At 61.4% G+C, this 19,200-nt stretch carries 16 protein-coding genes; 10 read left to right on the top strand and 6 right to left on the bottom strand.

Annotated features, from left to right (window positions below; translation table 11 throughout):
* Positions 1-37: 37 nt before the first annotated feature.
* Positions 38-2,086 (bottom strand): hypothetical protein, encoded by a 2,049-nt coding sequence (locus tag AB9K34_RS12785; protein WP_369954812.1) that lies wholly within the window; start codon positions 2,084-2,086, stop codon positions 38-40.
* A gap of 612 nt (positions 2,087-2,698) precedes the next feature.
* On the opposite strand from AB9K34_RS12785, the gene AB9K34_RS12780 reads away from it, so the two are divergent.
* Positions 2,699-3,085 (top strand): VOC family protein, encoded by a 387-nt coding sequence (locus AB9K34_RS12780; RefSeq protein WP_369954811.1) that lies wholly within the window; start codon positions 2,699-2,701, stop codon positions 3,083-3,085.
* Positions 3,086-3,163: 78 nt separating this feature from the next.
* Here AB9K34_RS12780 and AB9K34_RS12775 read toward each other — a convergent pair whose 3' ends face one another.
* From AB9K34_RS12775 to AB9K34_RS12765, 3 genes are all read right to left on the bottom strand, one after another.
* Positions 3,164-4,666 (bottom strand): caspase family protein, encoded by a 1,503-nt coding sequence (locus tag AB9K34_RS12775; RefSeq protein ID WP_369954810.1) that lies wholly within the window; start codon positions 4,664-4,666, stop codon positions 3,164-3,166.
* Between the two features lie 326 nt (positions 4,667-4,992).
* The gene (locus AB9K34_RS12770; RefSeq protein WP_369954809.1) at positions 4,993-5,217 is read right to left on the bottom strand and encodes a DUF1127 domain-containing protein; all 225 of its coding nucleotides are present in this window, start codon (positions 5,215-5,217) and stop codon (positions 4,993-4,995) included.
* Between the two features lie 145 nt (positions 5,218-5,362).
* Positions 5,363-7,315 (bottom strand): GSCFA domain-containing protein, encoded by a 1,953-nt coding sequence (locus tag AB9K34_RS12765; protein ID WP_369954808.1) that lies wholly within the window; start codon positions 7,313-7,315, stop codon positions 5,363-5,365.
* 354 nt (positions 7,316-7,669) lie between these two features.
* On the opposite strand from AB9K34_RS12765, the gene AB9K34_RS12760 reads away from it, so the two are divergent.
* The 7 genes from AB9K34_RS12760 (at position 7,670) to AB9K34_RS12730 (ending at position 16,069) form a co-directional block, all read left to right on the top strand.
* Positions 7,670-9,766, top strand: coding sequence for an FAD-dependent oxidoreductase (locus AB9K34_RS12760; RefSeq protein ID WP_369954807.1), 2,097 nt, complete (start codon positions 7,670-7,672; stop codon positions 9,764-9,766).
* Positions 9,763-10,938, top strand: a complete 1,176-nt coding sequence (locus tag AB9K34_RS12755) for an acetyl-CoA C-acyltransferase (protein ID WP_369954806.1) — start codon at positions 9,763-9,765, stop codon at positions 10,936-10,938. Before AB9K34_RS12760 ends, AB9K34_RS12755 begins: the two co-directional genes overlap by 4 nt.
* Positions 10,939-11,043: 105 nt before the next feature.
* Positions 11,044-12,234 (top strand): acyl-CoA dehydrogenase family protein, encoded by a 1,191-nt coding sequence (locus tag AB9K34_RS12750; protein WP_369954805.1) that lies wholly within the window; start codon positions 11,044-11,046, stop codon positions 12,232-12,234.
* Positions 12,235-12,236: 2 nt separating this feature from the next.
* Positions 12,237-13,364, top strand: coding sequence for an acyl-CoA dehydrogenase family protein (locus AB9K34_RS12745; RefSeq protein ID WP_369954804.1), 1,128 nt, complete (start codon positions 12,237-12,239; stop codon positions 13,362-13,364).
* Positions 13,345-13,782, top strand: coding sequence for a PaaI family thioesterase (locus tag AB9K34_RS12740; protein ID WP_369954803.1), 438 nt, complete (start codon positions 13,345-13,347; stop codon positions 13,780-13,782). The genes AB9K34_RS12745 and AB9K34_RS12740 overlap by 20 nt, the downstream gene beginning before the upstream one ends.
* Positions 13,779-14,555: an oxepin-CoA hydrolase, alternative type gene (locus tag AB9K34_RS12735; RefSeq protein ID WP_369954802.1), complete on the top strand. Its 777-nt coding sequence runs from the start codon at positions 13,779-13,781 to the stop codon at positions 14,553-14,555. The genes AB9K34_RS12740 and AB9K34_RS12735 overlap by 4 nt, the downstream gene beginning before the upstream one ends.
* Positions 14,552-16,069 (top strand): class I adenylate-forming enzyme family protein, encoded by a 1,518-nt coding sequence (locus tag AB9K34_RS12730; RefSeq protein WP_369954801.1) that lies wholly within the window; start codon positions 14,552-14,554, stop codon positions 16,067-16,069. The genes AB9K34_RS12735 and AB9K34_RS12730 overlap by 4 nt, the downstream gene beginning before the upstream one ends.
* A 224-nt stretch (positions 16,070-16,293) precedes the next feature.
* On the opposite strand, the gene rpsU is transcribed toward AB9K34_RS12730, so the two are convergent.
* A complete protein-coding gene (gene rpsU / locus AB9K34_RS12725; RefSeq protein ID WP_008207378.1) occupies positions 16,294-16,500 on the bottom strand; it encodes a 30S ribosomal protein S21 in 207 nt (68 codons plus the stop codon).
* Between the two features lie 108 nt (positions 16,501-16,608).
* On the opposite strand from rpsU, the gene AB9K34_RS12720 reads away from it, so the two are divergent.
* Positions 16,609-17,304: a COQ9 family protein gene (locus tag AB9K34_RS12720; protein ID WP_369954800.1), complete on the top strand. Its 696-nt coding sequence runs from the start codon at positions 16,609-16,611 to the stop codon at positions 17,302-17,304.
* A 61-nt stretch (positions 17,305-17,365) separates the two neighbouring features.
* Positions 17,366-18,352: an NAD(P)H-quinone oxidoreductase gene (locus tag AB9K34_RS12715; RefSeq protein ID WP_369954799.1), complete on the top strand. Its 987-nt coding sequence runs from the start codon at positions 17,366-17,368 to the stop codon at positions 18,350-18,352.
* 11 nt (positions 18,353-18,363) lie between these two features.
* On the opposite strand, the gene AB9K34_RS12710 is transcribed toward AB9K34_RS12715, so the two are convergent.
* A complete protein-coding gene (locus AB9K34_RS12710; protein WP_369954798.1) occupies positions 18,364-19,086 on the bottom strand; it encodes a DUF2189 domain-containing protein in 723 nt (240 codons plus the stop codon).
* Between the last annotated feature and the right edge of the window lie 114 nt (positions 19,087-19,200).

Below are 19,200 nucleotides of genomic sequence, written 5' to 3'. Positions count from 1 at the left end.
CGCGCCGCCCTGCAATTTGACCTAGTCGCGCAAGGTCTCAGAGGCCGGCATCGAGGTCATCAAGACCACCGGCGAGATCGGCGCCGAACAGATCGTCGGCATCCTCTCCGCCGCCTGCCGCGCCACCCGCGTCGATTGCACAGGCGTCGGTGCCACAGGCATCGGTCTCTTCGCCTCCGCCATCGGCGCCGCAGGCAAACCCGGCCATGGGCGCAGGCTCGTCACCCTCGTCGCCTTCGTTGCCCTCGTCACCTTCGGTGCCTTCGTTGTCGGCTTCGTCGCCTTCGTCGCCTTCGTCATTCGGCGTATCTTCATTGCCTTCGTTGCCTTCGTCGGCGCCGGGTTCATCCCCCTCGTCGCCCTCGTTTCCTTCGTCGCCCTCGTTGCCCTCGTCGGCACCGGGTTCGTTACCTTCGTCGCCCTCGTTTCCTTCGTTGCCCTCGTTGCCTTCGTCGGCGCCGGGTTCATCACCTTCGTCGCCCTCGTTCCCTTCGTCTCCTTCATTGCCTTCGTCATTCTGACCGCTTTCGTTGCCCTCGTTTCCTTCGTCGACGCCAGGCTCGTTTCCTTCGTCGCCTTCGTTTCCTTCGTCGCCTTCATTGCCCTCGTCGGCACCGGGCTCATCGCCCTCGTCGCCTTCGTTGCCTTCGTTTCCTTCATTGCCTTCATCGAGGCCGGCCTCGTTTCCTTCGTCGCCCTCGTTTCCTTCGTCGCCTTCGTTTCCTTCGTCGTTGGGCGTGAATTCGTTGCCTTCATCGCCCTCGTCGACCGAAGACGCTTCGCTGCCTTCGTTGCCTTCGTTGGCCTCGTCACCCTCGTTTCCTTCGTCGCCTTCGTCGGCGCCTACAAGATCGGGATCGGACGGCTCGTTGCCCTCGTCGCCTTCGTCATACAGGTGAGGCTCGTTGCCCTCGTTTCCTTCATTTCCTTCGTTGCCTTCGTCGCCTTCATTGCCGGCAAAATCAGGATCGGACGGTTCGTTGCCCTCGTTGCCCTCGTCAAAGAGGTGCGGTTCGTTGCCCTCGTTTCCTTCGTTGCCCTCATTGCCCTCGTCGTTTTCGTTGCCTTCGTTTCCTTCGTCGTGGATTTCGTTTCCTTCGTCGCCTTCATCGCCTTCGTTGTTTTCGTCGTGCTCGTCGTCTTCGTTGTCCTCGTCGCCTTCGTCGCCTTCGCCGCCTTCGTCGCCTTCGTTGCCCTCGTTGTTCTCGTTGCCTTCGTCTTCAAAGTCGAAGAGGCTTTCATTGCCTTCGTTGTCCTCGTCGCCTTCGTCGTGTTCGTCGCCTTCGTTGTCCTCGTCGCCTTCGTCGCCTTCGTTGCCTTCGTTGCCCTCGTTGCCTTCGTCGCGTTCATTTCCTTCATCGCCTTCGTCGCCGCCTTCGTCTCCCTCATCGCCTTCGTCGCCCTCGTCGCCCTCGTTGTCCTCGTCGCCTTCGTCGCCTTCGCCGCCTTCGTCGCCTTCGTTGCCCTCGTCGCCTTCATTTCCTTCGTCTTCAAAGTCGAAGAGGCTTTCATTGCCTTCGTTGTCTTCGTCGCCTTCGTCGTGTTCGTCGCCTTCGTTGCCCTCGTTTCCTTCGTTTCCTTCGTTTCCTTCGTTGCCCTCGTTTCCTTCGTCGCCCTCGTTGCCTTCGTTTCCTTCGTCGCCTTCGTTGCCGTCGTCGTACTCGTCGCCTTCGTTGCCTTCATCGCCTTCGTTGCCGTCGAAGTCCGGATCGATCGGTTCGTTCCCCTCGTTCCCTTCGTCGAACAGATGGGGTTCGTTGCCTTCGTTGCCTTCATCGCCTTCGTTGTATTCGTCGCCTTCATTGCCGTCGAAGTCGGGGTCGGCTGGCTCGTTGCCTTCGTTGCCCTCGTCAAAGAGGTTTGGCTCGTTGCCTTCGTTGGCCTCGTTGCCTTCGTCGCCTTCGTCGTCCTCGTTGCCTTCGTTGGCCTCGTCGCCCTCGTCCCCTTCGTCATAGGTATGTGCCGGGTCCGGGGGCGGCATGCCGCCGATCACGAGGGCGGCCTCTGCTGAGCTCAATTGGGTGATGTCTTCGATCTCGCCTTCGTGGCAGGCGGTCGTCGAGCGCAGTAATGCAAAGAGTTTCATAATTTAAGTCTCCAATTTGTTTGATGAAACGACTCCGTCGGAATCGCCTCGGTTTGCGCTGGACCCGAAATTGGTCCGGTCGCTCTCTGGGTTGCTGCCTTGGCGAAACGCCGCGGCACATGATGGAGAACCCGAAAGACTCCCACGTGTGATGGCTGCCTGTCAGCACTCCATCATCGTTGGTCGTTGGACTGTTTTTCTGATGTCAGTCGTCGAAATTGACGAACCCCCACACGGGTACGTGGGGAAACAGTTGCTCGGCCATAGAATACTCTGTTCGGGGATAGCAGCGCGGCTGCCTGTCCCGATGCATAGCCTTGAAATTCATTCTTCAAAGTTCCGGACAACGCTGCAAAACAGCACTGCACGGTTATTGTTATCCAGCTCCCGAACCGGAATGACAGTTCCGGTTCGCCTCAATATCCTTGGTTGTGGGTCGACCATACCACACAACCGGTCATTCGCGAAGGCATGGAATTCGTGACCATGCCCGGGCACGTCAGGTTCTGAATGCAGATGAAACGGCTCTTGCCGGATTCGACGAAAATCAGTTTATTGTTTCCTGATCCTGCAAGGTTGATACGCCGGTGCCCTCAAGGAGACTTCCACAGAATGAAAGTACTTCGTCTGGATCATGTGAATGTCAGGACCACAAAGCTGACGGAAATGGTTGAGTTCTATGAGGATATTCTGGGGCTGAGTGCCGGAGCGCGCCCGGACTTTCCGTTTCCGGGGGCGTGGATCTATGTCGGTGACCACCCGGCCATCCATCTGGTCGGCGTGAAGGAAGAATGCGCCGCGATCGAGCCCAGGATCGAGCATTTCGCGTTCCAGGCAACGGGATTGAGCCGCTTGCGCGCAAGATTGCGGGCCGCCGATATTCGTCACACGATTGATCCGGTGCCGGGTGTGCCGATCGTGCAGGTGAACCTGGAAGACGTGGATGGCAACCATATCCACATCGACTTTCATTCCGACGAGTTGGATGCTGACGGCTGATCCGTCGCAGGTCCGCTATAACATTTCGCGATAAACCTGAATCACCCAACGCTTCCTGAAATCTAAGATTTCAACGCTTTAATCGGTCAGACCGTATGCAAGGCGGATTGCCTTTTGAGTGCCCGGACCGAATTGGCCGTCGATGGCCCCGTCGTAGAACGCGACATCTTTCAGCCGGGATTGCAGAGCGCGGCGTGTCTGAAGGCTGAACATGTTGGGGCGGGTTGTCAGCAGGTCGAGCACGTCGGCGCTCCCGGATCGCAGCGCGGCATAGAGATAGTCGGCGGCGTCTGTCGGTCCCTTGGTCTTGATCAGCCCGTCATCGATCAGCGCGGCGAAATTGAACAGGGCCTGCGGGTGTCTCAGATCAGCGGCGCGCTCGAACAATTCGAGCGCCTTCTGCGGATTGGCGGGCAGGCCCAACCCGCCCTGATAATGCATGAAGCCCAGATCGTTGATCGCATCGGCATAATCCTGTGCGGCGGACTGCCGGTACAATTCGAGTGCGCGCGCCTGATCCACGGGCACACCGGTGCCGCGTTCGTAAATCTTGGCGAGTTCGAACTGGGCCTCCGCAGACCCTGCGGCGGATGCCCGTTCGAGAAAGGCGACGGCCTGCTCCGGGTCAAAGCGTCCTTCGTTGGGGTTCAACCGCATGTAGGCAAGACCCAGCATCGAGCGCGTGTCACCCAGTTTGGCAAGCGCCATGAGCTGATCTTCCTGATCCGGTTTTATCGCAGCCCACGCCGCCTGTCCGGAGATGTCGGAAATGTCGACCTGTCCGTCTGCGGCACCAGCCAGATAAAAGGGAATGCCGGTGAGCGAGCCGTAGGTGTGCGGCTCCTGCAGGTTGTTGGTTTCCTCCAGCACCATGTCGCGCACCTGCCGGAACATCAGGCTGATCTCCAGGCTGGGTTCCGCCATTTTCGCGATCAGGGCTCTGGCATAAGGGCTGTTTTCACCGGTTCCATCCAGCGCGACCTGACCGTCCTTCGCGGCAAAGGCGACGAGCGTACCGCGGTCCGGCCGTGCCGGGGCAAGACCGTGACCGCCACGGGTGGCCTGGTCGGTCTCTTGCGACGGTTCCGGCGTGGACGCCGTGAGGTCGATGGCATCGCCAAGCGGGTTGTCACGGCAACTGTCCAGAATGACGATCCGCATCTTGCGGGCATTCTCGACCGAGGCGAGCAGCTGCTTGAGCGAGATCGATTGGCGCTGCACGTCGAGATTGGAGTTGATTTGCGCATCGACAGGGATCAGGAAATTTTCGCCCTGCACCTCGACACCGTGGCCCGCAAAATAGATCAGGGCGAGATCGGCCGTTTCGGAGCGAAAGGCGAAATCGTCCATCAACTGGCGAAACTGGTCTCCGGTGGCATCCAGCGACAGGGTTACGTCAAAGCCGATCCCTTCCAGCGTGCGGGCGATGGCGCGGGCGTCGCTGCGGGTGTTGTCCAGCGGCTCGATGGTCTGGTAGGCCCCCAGCCCGAGAACGAGCGCCACCCGGTCGGTTGCCGCAGAGGCGGCACCGGTCGACGCGCAAAGCATCAGGATTGCGATAAATCTGATCGCGAAACTCATTCCGTTTCCTGCTGTGGTTTTGTCACCCGCAGGCGGCACTCTACCTCAATCAAGGCGGAATGACAGGTCAGATATTCGTGACCTTTCCCGCCATTTCGGGGCCGTGAACGGATGAATGAGGCGATACGGATCTCATTGCGCCAGCGACGTGGTTCTGCGCTGTTCGACCAGCAACGGATGCCGGTCGTCATGCTTCAGCATCCGGCGGCGCATAAAACGCGCATCATAGTTCAGATGCACGGTGCGAAGGGATCGGTTCTATGAAAATGGTCGCTGCAGGTGCGGCGAAAATCGGGGGGGCGGTCATGCCCGCCCCCCGATCGGTGTCAGGCCCAGAAAACATCTTGGAAAACGTGACGTGCAATTTCCGAACGCTTGAGGCCGCGCGCTTCGAGTTCTTCGTCGCTGAGCCGCTGCAAGGCTTCGACATGACGCATGCGCGCGTTCGATGTGCTCATCAGGACCAGCGCATTGCCGATCGTCGAGAAGAAGCGGCTGATAACGTTGCCCGTGGGGGCAAAAGCCTGATGGTCTGCTGTGTAGTGTGACATTGGAGTCAGTTCCGGTCGTGTTGTGGTCTCCTCCCGTGCCAGTCAGGTAGAGCGGAGAAGGCACATATGCTAGGCGCCTTTCGGCATAGCCGCCGTGCATTCTGCGAATGGCTGCGCATAAGGCCGGACACTCTGATGATTTGAGCTACTCCTCCTGAACGAGCAATTCCTCATCGCAAACGACTTGTATCTGCTGTGCCATGTCTGCCTCGAAATTGATGCGGATCTGATCGTCAACAGTGGCTTTGTCATCTTCTGCGCCCGGAGAATCAGCTTGTTGTGATCCGATGACCAGCCTCTCACGAAACACTTCCATTACGTGGGCGACGCCCCGGCTTTCGATTTCGCGGAGATCTTCACCAAAGTAGGCACCTCGATTGTAGCTACCGGTAATGATTTCGTAGGATGGGAAATACTGCACGTTGGAATAGTCTCGCGCGACATCACCAGCCGCCGCGCGCAATACGGATTTGCTGTAGGTCGTCGCCGTCAGTGCGTCAGTGTCACTATACGTCGCGATAAGCGGCACGGGCGAGACTGTCAAAACCACCTGAGCCTGGGGATTGATCGCAGCCAGTTCGCCCAGAAATGCGATCAGGTCCGATTTTACGTCCCCGTAGTCGTGGTTTGCGAACTCGAAATTCGCAGGATCAGCGCCTTTGGTGACAGCGCCGGGGGTGACCGGATAGGCCGCTCCGTCGCGCCGGTCAAACCATCCTTCCGTCAGCCCGAGCGTAAAGACGAACACGTCCAGGGTCTCGAACATCTCGCGTACTTTGGCCAGATGTGCTTTGCGCCCCGCCTCGACGGCTTGTGGACTGTCAAACAGCTCTCCGATGTTGGGGCGAAACGGATCAACATAGCCGCCGTTTTTCGGCCAGGCATTCTCGATAGGGGTAAAGCGGCCATAGGCGCGCTGGATCAACTGCAGCAACTGCCGGGTCGAATAGATGTTTCCATAGCGTGCAGAGAACAGGCCATACCCCTGATCGGCTGCGATGTCTTCCGGCATGTCATCGGGCGCGTTTTCAGCCACGTAATAGGTCAACCCGTCTTTGACCATGGCTCGCGCCACGTGTTGGGCAAAACAACTTCCTGCGGTTGCCACGCGTGTTTCACGGGCAATGACAGGGTGCAGATGGACGCCCGGGCGTACATCACCGGAGGCTGGGCGAGCAACCGCACGTGACCAATAGCAATGGGCGGGGCGGGATTTGTAGGGGTTTGTCAGCGGCTCTGGCGTGCGGTTGCTATAGGCAGCATAAGCAGTATCAAAACGCGCGAGGTCCTGGTCAGAAACGCCACACTGCCCTTGGGAAGCCTTGTACAGCCTGTAAGTTCTCGCAATGGCACCTTCAAGGTCGACAATCTGGGTGCCGAACTTGAATACCTGGTCTTGTCGATCGATCCGGTTCCGTGCAGCCGGATGGTTCAGATTTGGAAGAATCCCACGCTGCGCCAGTGGATCGGCCAGAATGTTGGAGATTTTGTAATGTGGCGTAGGAATATCATGCGCTTCCAGAATATCGCGCAACACATCCTCGACGACCCACAGTTTGGGATGGTTGCTGGTGTGAAAGTAGACGTCCTGCGCCTGCCAGCTTTCGAACAGAAATTCGGCACGAGGCGTATAATTCGACAACATCTTCACGAATGCAGCGCGCTGTGTGTCAAATCCGCTCTCATATCCCATGAGAGCGACAAATTCAGGATTGTACAGCGCCTGCGCCTGTTCGGGCGTCAAGCCTCGATGACAGGCGGCTGCGGCTATGCGCGAGACATTTCCGTTCGGATTCCCGGACTTGCCCGGAAGTGGCGGCAATGTGGAATGATCCGGCGTCAAACCACCAAAAACCAGAAAAGGAAATCGAATCACGTTCGAGAATTTGTTGACAGCGTTCCAAAACTCCTTGCGATTCAGGCGGACATCCTGAGCTATGATGAGGTCATAGGGCGCCAGCCGGTCCTCGCTCACCTCATCCACTGTTGCGCTGAGCGCATTAACAATATCAACTTGATCTCTACGATCCTGTGAATAGCCCTGAAGGCACTGCTGAATGCCCTCGCCGTGGCAATTTGCGATTACCAGTGTTTTCATGTCCGGCTCCAGATGGCTTATCCCGTCATCTGATTATGCTACCGAAGGTAGAAAACCAAGACAGGAAACACCGTTTGGCCCCTGCCTATTGCCCCCGGATCGTGCGGCTGATCGAAGGCATTCGGCCCGGTATGGCCCGGCAGATGATGCGCAGCTACTGCACAGTCGGCCTGCCTGTGTCCTGCGCCGGAACGTCGCGTCCGAGGCGCGGAATTTTGTGGAATAGTGTTCCGCACAGTGAAATAATGCGAGTCGGAAGTTTCGGCTTGCGCGGCAGTCGCGGCATGATGTTCGGGATTGATCCGGGGGCCGCATTCGCACATCTTGCGGCTGAATAATCTAAGGGGGAGCCACATGACTGAGGCCATTGGTTACGAGCTGGACGGCGATATTGCCATCCTGAAGGCGCAGAATCCGCCGGTCAACGCGTTGGGACACGCCGTCAGGGTCGGTCTGGTCGAGGGACTGGAACGCGCCGAAAGGGATGGGGCCAAGGCTGTTCTGATCTATGGCGAGGGCGCGACCTATTTTGCGGGGGCCGATATTCGCGAATTCGGCAAACCGCCGCTTGAACCGATGTTGCCCGGCGTGTGTGACCGGATCGAAGCCTGTCCGCTGCTGGTTGTATCTGCGATGCACGGCACGGCCCTGGGCGGAGGGCTCGAGGTCGCGCTCTCGACCCACTACCGGATTGCGGTGCCCGCGACCAGGGTGGGCCTGCCCGAAGTGTTGCTGGGCATTCTGCCCGGGGCCGGCGGCACGCAGCGATTGCCACGGGTCGCCGGGGTCGAGGCGGCGCTGGACATGATCACGACCGGTCGCCACGTCCGCGCCGACGAAGCACTTGAACTGGGCATTCTGGACAAGGTCGAGGAGGGCACGCCGCGCGAGATCGGTTTGGCTTATACACGCGAACTTCTCGCATCCGGCGCACCGCGCCGTCCGGTTGGCGAAATGGCTGCGCCCGAACCGGTGGATTTCGACGCGGTATATGAGACGGTGCTCAAGAAGGGACGCGGGCAGATCTCGCCGGCAACGGCGGTGCGCGCTGTTCAGGCAGCCTGTGAGTTGCCGTTCAGGGAGGGGCTGGCGCGCGAGCGTGAATTGTTCATGGAACTCATGGACACCGATCAGCGCGAGGGTCTGATCCATGCGTTCTTTTCGGAGCGCGCCGTCTCGAAGCTGCCTGAACTCAAAGGGGTCGAACCACGTGACCTGAACGCCATCGGCGTCATCGGTGGCGGTACGATGGGCGCGGGCATTGCCACCGCCGCGCTGTTGGCGGGGCTGACCGTGACCATGCTGGAAATGTCACCCGAGGCGGCAGAGGCGGCAAAGGGGCGAATTTCCGGCAACCTGCAAGGCGCGCTCAAGCGTGGCAAGATCAGCGCGGCGCAGTTCGAGACCCTGACCGAGCAGGCGCTGACACTCGCGACCGATTACGACGCACTCAGCGACGCGGATCTCGTGATCGAGGCGGTGTTCGAAGAGATGGACGTCAAGAAAAAGGTGTTTTCCCAACTGGACGCGGTGTGCAAACCCGGCGCGGTGCTCGCCACGAACACCTCTTATCTGGATGTGAACGAGATTGCCGCGATCACCAGCCGCCCGGAAGACGTGATCGGGTTGCATTTCTTTTCGCCGGCCCATGTGATGAAGCTGCTCGAAGTGGTGGTTGCCGACAAGACGGCTCCGGACGTGGTGGCCACGGGCTTTGCGCTTGGCAAGCGGTTGCGCAAGATCAGCGTGCGGGCGGGCGTGTGTGACGGGTTCATCGGCAATCGTATCCTGTCGACCTATCGGACATGCGCCGACCATATGATTCTGGACGGGGCCAGCCCGTATCAGATTGACAAGGCGCTCGAAGCTTTCGGGTTCGCCATGGGGCCGTTCGCGGTTGCCGATCTGGCGGGGCTGGATATCGGCTGGGCGGTGCGCAAACGCAAACGCGCCGAGGGGCTGGATCCGCGGGCGCGTGACAGCTCATATGCGGACAAGCTCTGTGAAGACGGTCATTTCGGGCAGAAGACCGGCAAGGGATACTATGACTATGCGGCCGGACCCAAGTCGCGGGTTCCGAACCCGGATGTCATGCCCCTGATCGAGGCCGAACGGGCCGCGCAGGGGATCACCCCGCGAGACTTCAGCGATGAAGAAATCGTGCGCCGCTACATGGCGTCGATGGTCAACGAGGCCGCCAAGGTCGTGGGCGAAGGCATCGCGCGCCGTCCGCTGGACGTGGATATGACGCTGCTCTTTGGCTACGGATTTCCACGCTATCGCGGCGGCCCGCTGAAATGGGCCGATCTCGAGGGCCTGCCGGGCCTGCTCGCCGACATTCGGTCCTGGGCCGAGGAAGATGCCTATTTCTGGGAACCGGCGCCGCTGTTGGAGAAGCTGGTGGCGGAAGACCGCAATTTCGATGATCTGAACAAGGAAGCCGCATCATGAAACAGGCTGTCATAGTCTCTGCTGCACGGACGGGGCTGGCCAAGTCCTTTCGTGGTTCTTTCAACCAGACGCACGGGGCGACCATGGGCGGGCACGCCGTCAAGGTTGCGGTCGAGCGGTCCGGGCTGGACCCGTCAGAGATAGAAGATTGCGTGATCGGCTGCGGTTTGCCCGAAGGCGAAACCGGCTCCAATATCGGCCGCCAGATCGCGATACGCGCCGGTCTGCCGGTAACGGTGTCGGGCATGACCGTCAATCGTTTCTGTTCCTCGGGACTTCAGACCATTGCGCTTGCGGCGAACCAGATCACCGCAGGCGGCGCCGGACCGATGGTTGCGGGCGGGGTCGAGAGCATCACCCTGGTGCAACCCAAGATGCGTCCCGCGCCCGATCCGTGGATTCTCGAGCATAAACCGGCGATCTATATGACGATGATCGAAACCGCCGATATCGTCGCCGAACGTTATGGCATCAGCCGTGAGGACCAGGACGCCTATGGCTTGCGTAGCCAGCAGCGGATTGCCGCCGCACAGGCGGCCGGAAAGTTCGACGAGGAAATCGCCCCGATGCAAGCGACCATGGCCGTGAAGGACAAGGAGTCGGGCGAGATCTCGATGCACGAGGTCACGGTGGACCGGGATGAATGCAATCGTCCGAATACCACGCTGGAAGGTCTGGCCGGCCTGGAGCCCGTGCGCGGGGCGGGCAAGTTCGTGACCGCTGGCAATGCCAGTCAGCTTTCGGACGGCGCGGCCGCCGTCGTGCTCATGGACAGTGACGAGGCGGCGCGGCGCAATATCGAGCCGATGGGCGCGTTCAAGGGCTTTTGTGTCGCCGGCTGCGAGCCGGACGAGATGGGCATCGGACCGGTTTTCGCGGTGCCGCGCCTTCTGGAGCGCCACGGGTTGAGCGTGAATGATATCGACCTTTGGGAGTTGAACGAAGCCTTTGCGAGCCAGGCGCTGTATTGTCGGAACCGGCTGGGCATCGATGATGAAAAGTGCAACGTCAACGGCGGCTCGATCGCGATCGGACACCCGTTCGGCATGACCGGCGCGCGGATGGTCGGCCATCTGATGCGTGAGGGCCGTCGGCGCGGTGCAAGGCTTGGGGTTGTGACCATGTGTATCGGTGGCGGCATGGGTGCCGCCGGGCTGTTCGAAATCTACTGAGGCCAGCGGCGCGCGCCCGCCCCGTCGAGGGCCGGGCGCGCGCTGTCCGGCACGGGGTGCCGGACTCTCCCGGCGCAACCGGTCGGGACAACAGGAGGAGAACCGATGGATCTGAGCTATTCCCCCGAGGAGATTGCCTTTCGCGAAGACGTGCGGGCGTTCCTGGACGAGAAACTGCCTGACGAACTGGCCGAGAAGCTGCGGCGTGGCGGGCATCCGAGCAAGGAGGAGCAGGAGAACTGGCACGCGATCCTGAACGAGCGCGGCTGGCTGGCCCCGAACTGGCCGAAGGAATACGGCGGCTGCGAGTGGAACGCGGTGCAGCGGCATATCTTCGAGGAGGAATGCGCCTTTGCCAATGCGCCGCGCGTCGTGCCCTTCGGCTTGTCGATGCTGGCGCCGGTGCTGATGAAATTCGGCAGCAAGGAACAGTGTGATCATTTCCTGCCGCGAATCCTGGATGGTACGAACTGGTGGTGCCAGGGCTATTCCGAGCCCGGGGCCGGGTCCGACCTGGCCAGTCTCAAGACCCGGGCGGTGCGCGAGGGCGATCACTACGTGGTCAACGGTCAGAAGACCTGGACGACGCTGGGCCAGCATGCCGACTGGATCTTCTGCCTTGTGCGCACCGACCCCGACGTCAAGCAGCAGGAGGGCATTTCTTTCCTGCTGATCGACATGAACACGCCCGGCGTCGAGGTGCGTCCGATCATCCTGCTGGATGGGACGCACGAGGTGAACGAGGTCTTTTTCGACAACGTCAAGGTGCCTGTCGAAAACCTCGTGGGCGAGGAGAACAAGGGCTGGACCTATGCCAAGTACCTGTTGACCCATGAGCGGACCAACATTGCCGGGGTCGGTTTCTCGCAAGCGGGGCTGGCCGGGGTCAAGCGCATGGCCCGTGCCGAGGTTTCGGGGGGGCGTCCACTGATCGAGAACCCGCATTTTGCGGCGCGGATCGCCAGGGTCGAGATGGACCTGATGGCGATGGCGACCACCAATCTGCGGATCATTTCCAAGGCTGCGGTGGGGCAGGCGCCGGGAGTCGAGGCGTCGATGCTCAAGGTGAAAGGCACGATCATCCGGCAGGAGATCAACGATCTCGCCCGCCGCGCTGCGGGTCCGTATGCGATGCCCTTTGTCTCGGAGGCGCTCGAAGGTGACAATGATCCGGTGGGGCCGGATTATGCCGGTCATCTGGCGGCGGAGTATTTCAATTATCGCAAGCTGTCGATCTTTGGCGGATCGAATGAAATCCAGCGCGGCATTATCGCCAAGGTCAAGATGGGGGGCTGATCATGAATTTTGACCTGACCGAAGAACGACAGATGTTGCAGGATACGCTGCGCCGGTTCCTGGCCGATCGCTATGCAACCGCCGAGCGCAACGCGATCATCGACAGCGACGCCGGGTTTTCGTCCGATATCTGGGCGCAGATGGCGGAGCTCGGGGTGCTGGGGGCGCTGTTCACCGAAGCGGATGGCGGGTTTGGCGGCGCCGGGTTCGACATCACCACGGTGTTCGAGGAACTGGGCCGGGCCGGTGTGGTCGAGCCCGTGCTTGAAACGGCTGTCCTGGGTGGCGGATTGATCGCCGCGCTGGGAAACGACGCGCAAAAGTCGCTTGTCGAAGAGGTGATCGGCGGCGGCGTGCACCTGGCATTTGCGCATGGCGAGCCGGCCAGCCGTTACGATCTGACACGCGTCGAGACCACGGCCAAGGCCGACGGGGACGATATCGTGCTGAACGGTCGAAAAGCCGTGGTCGCCAATGCAGAGGCTGCGGGCCATCTGATCGTTTCGGCGCGTGAAAGCGGGGCGGTGGATGATGCCGACGGTATCTCGCTGTTCCTGGTTCCTGCCGACAGCAGCGGTTTGAGTCAGCGCGGATATCCGATGCTTGCGGGAGGGCGGGCCGCCGAGCTCACGCTCGATGATGTGCGCCTGCCGGCCTCGGCCCGGCTTGGCACAGCGGGCGATGCTTTCCCGGCCATTGCCGAACGGGTTGCTGCCGCCAACGTGGCGCTGGCGGCAGAGACGCTGGGTGCGATGGAAACCGCTGTGGAACTCACCCGCGAATACCTGATGACGCGCAAGCAGTTCGGCCGGCCGATCGGCACGTTCCAGGCACTGGCCCACCGCTTTTCCGATCTGCTGATCGAACTGGAGCAGGCCCGTTCGGCGGTGATCAATGCGGCGGGACATCTTGGCGATGCGGATCGTGATCGTCAGATCGCCGCCGCCCGCAACCTGATCGGACGCGTGGGCCGGCTGGTCGCAGAGGAATCGATCCAGATGCATGGCGGTATCGGCATGACGCAGGAATACGAGCTGGCCCATATCGCCAAGCGCATCGTGATGAACGACCATCGGCTTGGGGATACGGATTATCATATGGAACGGTTCATTGAACTCAGCGCCGCCTGACAGACGCGCCACCGGGGGGCCGAAATTGCCGATCAGCGGTGCCCATCAGCTGATCGGCTACGAGGTGGATTTGGCGGCGCCGGACGGGACTGCGCGGGTCACGCTCGACATCCTGCAGAAACATCTCAACCGGAACGATACCCTGCACGGCGGGATCATCGCCATGATGCTCGACGCCAGCGCCGGTTTTGCAGCCTCGCTTGCGAAGGGCGACGATTTGGCGCCGGTCCTGACCATTGCGCTCAATACCCAGTTTCTGGCGCCTGTGCGCGAAGGTCGGGTGGTTGCCACAGGCATGATCAAGCGTGCGGGGCGGTCGATCTGCTATGCGGATGCCGAGTTGCGCGATGCCGCCGGGACGTTGCTGGCCACGGGAAATGGCGTTTTCAAGTATTTGGCAAAGGAGCCCGCATCATGACCCTGGCACGACTCGATGACATGGGTGACCGGCTGGTGGTGGTCAACATGAACACAACGCGGCGCGGTGCGCTGTCGCCCGAACTCTATGCGACGATCATGCGGGCGATACATCAGGCCGCCGATCCGCGCATTCGGGCGGTGATCCTGACCTCGGAAGGCGGGTTCTTTTGTGCCGGTGGCGATCTGAACGTGCTGATCGAGCGCCGCACGCTGACCGAAGACCAGCGGCGCGACAAGATTGACGATCTGCATGATCTTATCCGCGCGATTCACGCCTGTCCGGTGCCGGTGATCGCGTCGGTCGAGGGGGGCGCGGCAGGGGCGGGGGCGTCGCTCGCTCTGGCCTGTGATCTGATCGTGGCGGCAGAGGGGGCCAGGTTCACCGCCGCCTATGTCAAGGCGGGGCTGGTTCCCGATGGCGGGCTCACGTCGGCGCTTGCGCGGATGTTGCCCCGGCCCCTGGCAATGGAAATGTGTCTTCTGGCCAGACCGGTTTCATCAGAGCAGATGCATGCCCTCGGCGTGGTGAATGCGCTTGTCCCCGCCGGAACCTGTGATGCACGGGCGCACGCCTTGGCCGACGCGCTTGCGGCTGGCCCGCGCGAGGCGCAGCAGGTGATCCGGGGCCTTGTCGCCTCGGCCTATGAACGCAGCGAAGCCGCACAGCTTGACGCCGAACGTAACGCCATGGCCCATGCCGCCGGTGGCCCGGAAGCCGCCGAGGGAATTGCCGCGTTCCTCGAAAAGCGCCGTCCGGATTTTTCCGGATGACAGACCGCTGGCACAGTTTTCTCGACAGTCAGGCCGCGACGCGGCCCACGGCGCCCGCACTTGCCGATACGACCGGCCTGCGCTGGACATATGCCGATCTTGATGCGGCCTGTGATGCGCTTGGCGCGCGTCTTGCCGGTCAGGGCGTGCGACCGGGCGATCGGGTTCTGATCCTTTCGGAAAACAGTGCGCCGACCGTTGCGGCGCTTTTTGCCTGTTCGCGCATCGGGGCCATTGCGATCCCGGTAAATGCACGGCTGACCGCCGGGGAAGTCGATCGTATCGTCGAACATGCCCGCCCGGCGGCGGTGTTGATGACCACCGAGGTCTCGCCCGAGGCGGCACAGCATGCAGAGCGTATGGGGGCGGCCCGGATCAGTGGCCCATTCGGCACGCTGCATCTGGCGATGCCGTTCCCGTCGGCACCCGACGCGGATCAGGATATCGCGGTCATCCTTTATACAACCGGCACCACGGGCGCGCCCAAGGGTGTGATGCTCAGCCATGCCAATCTGGTGTTTGCGGGAAAGGCTTCGGTCAAGGTGCGCGACATGCGCGCGGATGACGTGATCTATGGCGTTCTGCCGATCACCCATGTCTTTGGCCTTGCGTCGATTGTCACGGCGGTGTCCTGTGCCGGCGCGTTCATCCGGCTTGAGCCGCGCTTTTCCGTGGCCAGGCTATATGACGCGCTGAATGATGGCGTGACGTTGTTGTCGGCCGTGCCGCAGATGCATGCCCTGTTGATGCAATATACCCGCGAACAGGGGCACCGCTCGCTCGCGGGAAGCAGCCTGCGCGTGGTGACGTCGGGGGCGGCGCCGCTGGACCCCGCGTGGAAGCGCGAGGCCGAGGCGTTCTATGGCGTTGCGTTGCAAAACGGCTATGGGATGACAGAGACCACCGCCGGCGTTTGCGTGACCCGAAACAGCTTCGGTGACCCTGACATCTCGACGGGACCGGCACTGCCCGGTGTCGAAATCGACATTGATCAGGACGTGCCGGGCGGAGGCGACGGGGTCGGCGAAGTCCTGGTGCGCGGTCCGGTGGTGATGAAGGGCTATTATCGCAACCCGGAGGCGACCGCCGCAGCCATCGACCCCGAGGGCTGGTTGCGCACGGGTGATCTGGGCCGGATCGACGCGCGTGAGCACTTGCACATCGTCGGGCGGACCAAGGAGCTGATCATCCACGGCGGCTTTAACGTGTACCCGCCCGAAGTCGAGGCGGCGCTGAACGACCATCCCCAGGTGATCCAATGCGCTGTGGTCGGGCGCAAGATTGCCGGTGACGAACAGGTTCTTGCTTTTGTCCAGGCGTCAAAAGATGATTGGCCGGACGTGGAAAAGCTGCGCGCCTTTGCGGCAGAACGGCTTGCAGGATACAAGCGCCCGGCGCGGATTGTCGTTGCCACCGACTTGCCCGCCGCCCCGACGGGCAAAATCCTCAAACACAAGCTGGTCGAGCATTTTGCCCATGAGTTGGACGAGGATGAGGTTTCGTCGAAAGCATGAAATTTCAGGTGCCATCTGTGGCATTGATCTTGACGCGATCCTGTTGTGACGCCAAGCGCTGAAAGTGATGCCAGATCAGGATTGACCAATCGCCGGCGGACAACGCGCTCAGAGCGATGCGTGCGTCGGTCCTGCCCGGCCCGATGCCGATACATCAAATACGAAAAACCCCCGCGGCGGTGCCCCGGGGGTCGTCATTCCGTGTCGAAAACGGCTGCTGAAACTTAGAGCATCCCTTCGCGCTGGGCCTTTTTACGGGCCAGCTTGCGGGCGCGCCGAATCGCTTCGGCTTTCTCGCGTGCTTTCTTCTCGGACGGCTTCTCGAAATGTTGCTTGAGCTTCATTTCGCGGAATACGCCTTCACGCTGCAGCTTTTTCTTCAGGGCACGAAGCGCCTGATCGACATTGTTGTCGCGAACACTAACCTGCATGTGGTTTTCACCACCTTTCTAAGTTGAGTTGCAAGGAATTGCAGGAACCAGCCGTATAGCAAAGCGTGGGCAGCTTGTCTAGTATGGCCACAACCCTGGGAGAGCTTGATGACATTGTCCGACGAGACCCTTAGAGATCAACTGCTGGATGCGGCGCTGATGCATGTGCCTTTCGATGGTTGGACCGATGCCGCACTGGGTGCGGCGGCGCAGGATGTCGGGGTCGATCCCGACGCCGCGCGCGCGGTGTTTCCGCGTGGTGCGGTCGATCTTGCGCTGGCCTACCACGCGCGCGGAGACCGGGCGATGGTGGACCGGCTGCGTTCCGAAGATCTGGGCCGTCTTAAAATCCGCGAAAAGATCGCCGCCGCCATACGCTATCGGCTTGAAGCGGTCGAAGACCCGGAACTGGTGCGCCGGGGAACGACGCTGTTTGCCTTGCCGCATCACGCGCCGGATGGAGCCCGTGCGGTCTGGCAGACCTGTGATCTGATCTGGACGGAAATCGGCGATACGTCCGACGATGTGAACTGGTACACCAAGCGCGCCACGCTGTCGGGCGTGTACTCCGCGACGCTTCTCTACTGGCTGGGCGACAGCAGCCCCGATCATGCGGCGACCTGGGCGTTCCTGGACCGGCGCATCGACGATGTGATGCAGATCGAAACGCTCAAGGCAAGGATGCGTGCCTCACCGATGCTGAAGCCGTTTCTTGCGGGGCCGAACTGGCTTGCGAGCCGGATCAAACCGCCCGTCCGCATGCCCGACCTCGACCTGCCGGGGATGATGAAACCCCGCAAATAGACAGGTTCCGCCGCGTGCCTGTCGATGCTACCTCTTGTCTCAACAAGAGGATGTGAGCCAGATGACAGAGCAGATGCGCGCCGTAGAAATCACCCGTCCGGGCGGGCCGGATGTCTTGCAGATCACCACCCGACCGGTGCCGCGCCCGGCGCATGGCCAGGTGGTGCTGCGGGTCGCCTATGCGGGGGTCAACCGGCCGGATGCGTTGCAGCGCGCCGGCAGCTATGCGCCGCCGCCGGGCGCAAGCGATCTGCCGGGCCTGGAGGCATCGGGCGAGGTTGTCGCAATCGGTGACGGGGTGGATTCGTTGGCGCCCGGCGACAGGGTTTGCGCCCTGTTGCCCGGCGGCGGCTATGCCGAATATGTGGCAACGCCGGCGGCGCATTGCCTGCCGATCCCCTCGACACTCGACATGAAACAGGCGGCCTGCCTGCCGGAAACATGTTTTACCGTGTTCTCCAACGTCTTCATGCGCGGTGCTTTGCGCGCGGGCGAACGCATTTTGGTTCATGGCGGATCGAGCGGCATCGGGACCACCGCGATCCAGCTGGCCAATGCCTTTGGCGCGCGGGTTTTTGTCACCGCCGGGTCCGATGAGAAATGCCGGGCCTGTCTCGACCTCGGGGCGGAGCGGGCCGTCAATTACAAGCGCGAGGATTTTGTCGAGGTGATGAACGCCGAGGGCGGCGCGCACCTGATCCTCGATATGGTCGGAGGCGATTACATCCCGCGCAATGTCAGGGCGCTCGCCGATGACGGGCGGCTGGTACAGATCGCTTTTTTGCAGGGGCCTTCGGTTCAGTTGAACTTTGCCGAGATGATGACCCGCCGGTTGACCCTCACCGGGTCGACCCTGCGTCCGCAATCGGAGGCGGCCAAGGCGCGGATTGCGCGGAATTTGCAACGTGACGTCTGGCCATTGATCGAGGCGGGGCGATTTGCCCCGGTGATGGACAGCACATTTGACCTTGCCGAGGCTGCCGCCGCCCATGCGCGCATGGAAAGCAGTGGCCATATCGGCAAGATCGTTCTGAACGTCGCGGGATGATAGGCCCGTGGTCAGTCGATCGCCCGGCGGTAGAAATGCCATGTTGCATGGCCGAGGATCGGCAGCACCACAACCAGCCCGACGAGCAACGGCAGCGCGCCGATCACAAGCCCGGCAGCAACAACCGCGCCCCATGTCAGCGTGACACGGGGATTGCGCTTCATCACCCGAAACGAGGTCACGATTGCCACGGGCACACCCACATGCCGATCGAGAAGCAGCGGAAAGGACACGACGCTCATCGCGAGCGCGACGAGCGCAAAGCCAAACCCGACCGCGATCCCTGACAGGATCATCGTCCATCCCTGCGGCGTCGAAATGATGTCTCGGGCAAATGCGGCAAGCGATTCAGGTGCTTCGGGACCGAGGGTCCAGTTGTAGATTTGCAGTGCGGTGAACATCCAGACCATGAACAGAGCCAGCATATAAAGACCCATCACCAGCACCGCGCCGAAGGACGGTGACCGGACCACGGCAAATGCGCTCTGCCAGTTGACGCTTTCGCCGGCCTCGCGGCGGCGACTCATCTCGTAGAGCCCGACCGCCGCGACGGGTCCCAGAAGGGCAAAGCCTGCGAGCAGTGGAAACAGCAGCGGAATCCGGTCCGCCTGAAATCCGATCGCGATCAGAACGAGTCCGATCAGCGGATAGATCAGGACGGCAAAGATCGCGTCCGTTCGGCAGGCGAGGAAGTCTTCCTTGCCCGCGCGCAGTGCGGCCCATACGTCATTCATGGTCATTTTCCTGACCTGCGGTGGTGCTGAGGCCTCGCCACCAAGTTCCGCTGTGGTGGCAGCGATGTGATCTCCTGCGGACCCGAACTGTCGGGCCGTCCAGGAGAGCGGATT

The sequence above is a fragment of the Sedimentitalea sp. XS_ASV28 genome, assembly GCF_041224545.1.
Lineage (GTDB): Bacteria > Pseudomonadota > Alphaproteobacteria > Rhodobacterales > Rhodobacteraceae > Sedimentitalea.
Note: the sequence above shows the minus strand (reverse complement) of the source record. Positions and strands in the feature narration are given on the sequence as shown.

What these genes read in the sequence shown, in the direction of transcription:
- AB9K34_RS12785 (WP_369954812.1), bottom strand. Translation starts at nt 2,086, where the DNA reads ATGAAACTCTTTGCATTACTGCGCTCGACGACCGCCTGCCACGAAGGC.
- AB9K34_RS12780 (WP_369954811.1), top strand. Translation starts at nt 2,699, where the DNA reads ATGAAAGTACTTCGTCTGGATCATGTGAATGTCAGGACCACAAAGCTG.
- AB9K34_RS12775 (WP_369954810.1), bottom strand. Translation starts at nt 4,666, where the DNA reads ATGAGTTTCGCGATCAGATTTATCGCAATCCTGATGCTTTGCGCGTCG.
- AB9K34_RS12770 (WP_369954809.1), bottom strand. Translation starts at nt 5,217, where the DNA reads ATGTCACACTACACAGCAGACCATCAGGCTTTTGCCCCCACGGGCAAC.
- AB9K34_RS12765 (WP_369954808.1), bottom strand. Translation starts at nt 7,315, where the DNA reads ATGAAAACACTGGTAATCGCAAATTGCCACGGCGAGGGCATTCAGCAG.
- AB9K34_RS12760 (WP_369954807.1), top strand. Translation starts at nt 7,670, where the DNA reads ATGACTGAGGCCATTGGTTACGAGCTGGACGGCGATATTGCCATCCTG.
- AB9K34_RS12755 (WP_369954806.1), top strand. Translation starts at nt 9,763, where the DNA reads ATGAAACAGGCTGTCATAGTCTCTGCTGCACGGACGGGGCTGGCCAAG.
- AB9K34_RS12750 (WP_369954805.1), top strand. Translation starts at nt 11,044, where the DNA reads ATGGATCTGAGCTATTCCCCCGAGGAGATTGCCTTTCGCGAAGACGTG.
- AB9K34_RS12745 (WP_369954804.1), top strand. Translation starts at nt 12,237, where the DNA reads ATGAATTTTGACCTGACCGAAGAACGACAGATGTTGCAGGATACGCTG.
- AB9K34_RS12735 (WP_369954802.1), top strand. Translation starts at nt 13,779, where the DNA reads ATGACCCTGGCACGACTCGATGACATGGGTGACCGGCTGGTGGTGGTC.
- AB9K34_RS12730 (WP_369954801.1), top strand. Translation starts at nt 14,552, where the DNA reads ATGACAGACCGCTGGCACAGTTTTCTCGACAGTCAGGCCGCGACGCGG.
- rpsU (WP_008207378.1), bottom strand. Translation starts at nt 16,500, where the DNA reads ATGCAGGTTAGTGTTCGCGACAACAATGTCGATCAGGCGCTTCGTGCC.
- AB9K34_RS12720 (WP_369954800.1), top strand. Translation starts at nt 16,609, where the DNA reads ATGACATTGTCCGACGAGACCCTTAGAGATCAACTGCTGGATGCGGCG.
- AB9K34_RS12715 (WP_369954799.1), top strand. Translation starts at nt 17,366, where the DNA reads ATGACAGAGCAGATGCGCGCCGTAGAAATCACCCGTCCGGGCGGGCCG.
- AB9K34_RS12710 (WP_369954798.1), bottom strand. Translation starts at nt 19,086, where the DNA reads ATGAATGACGTATGGGCCGCACTGCGCGCGGGCAAGGAAGACTTCCTC.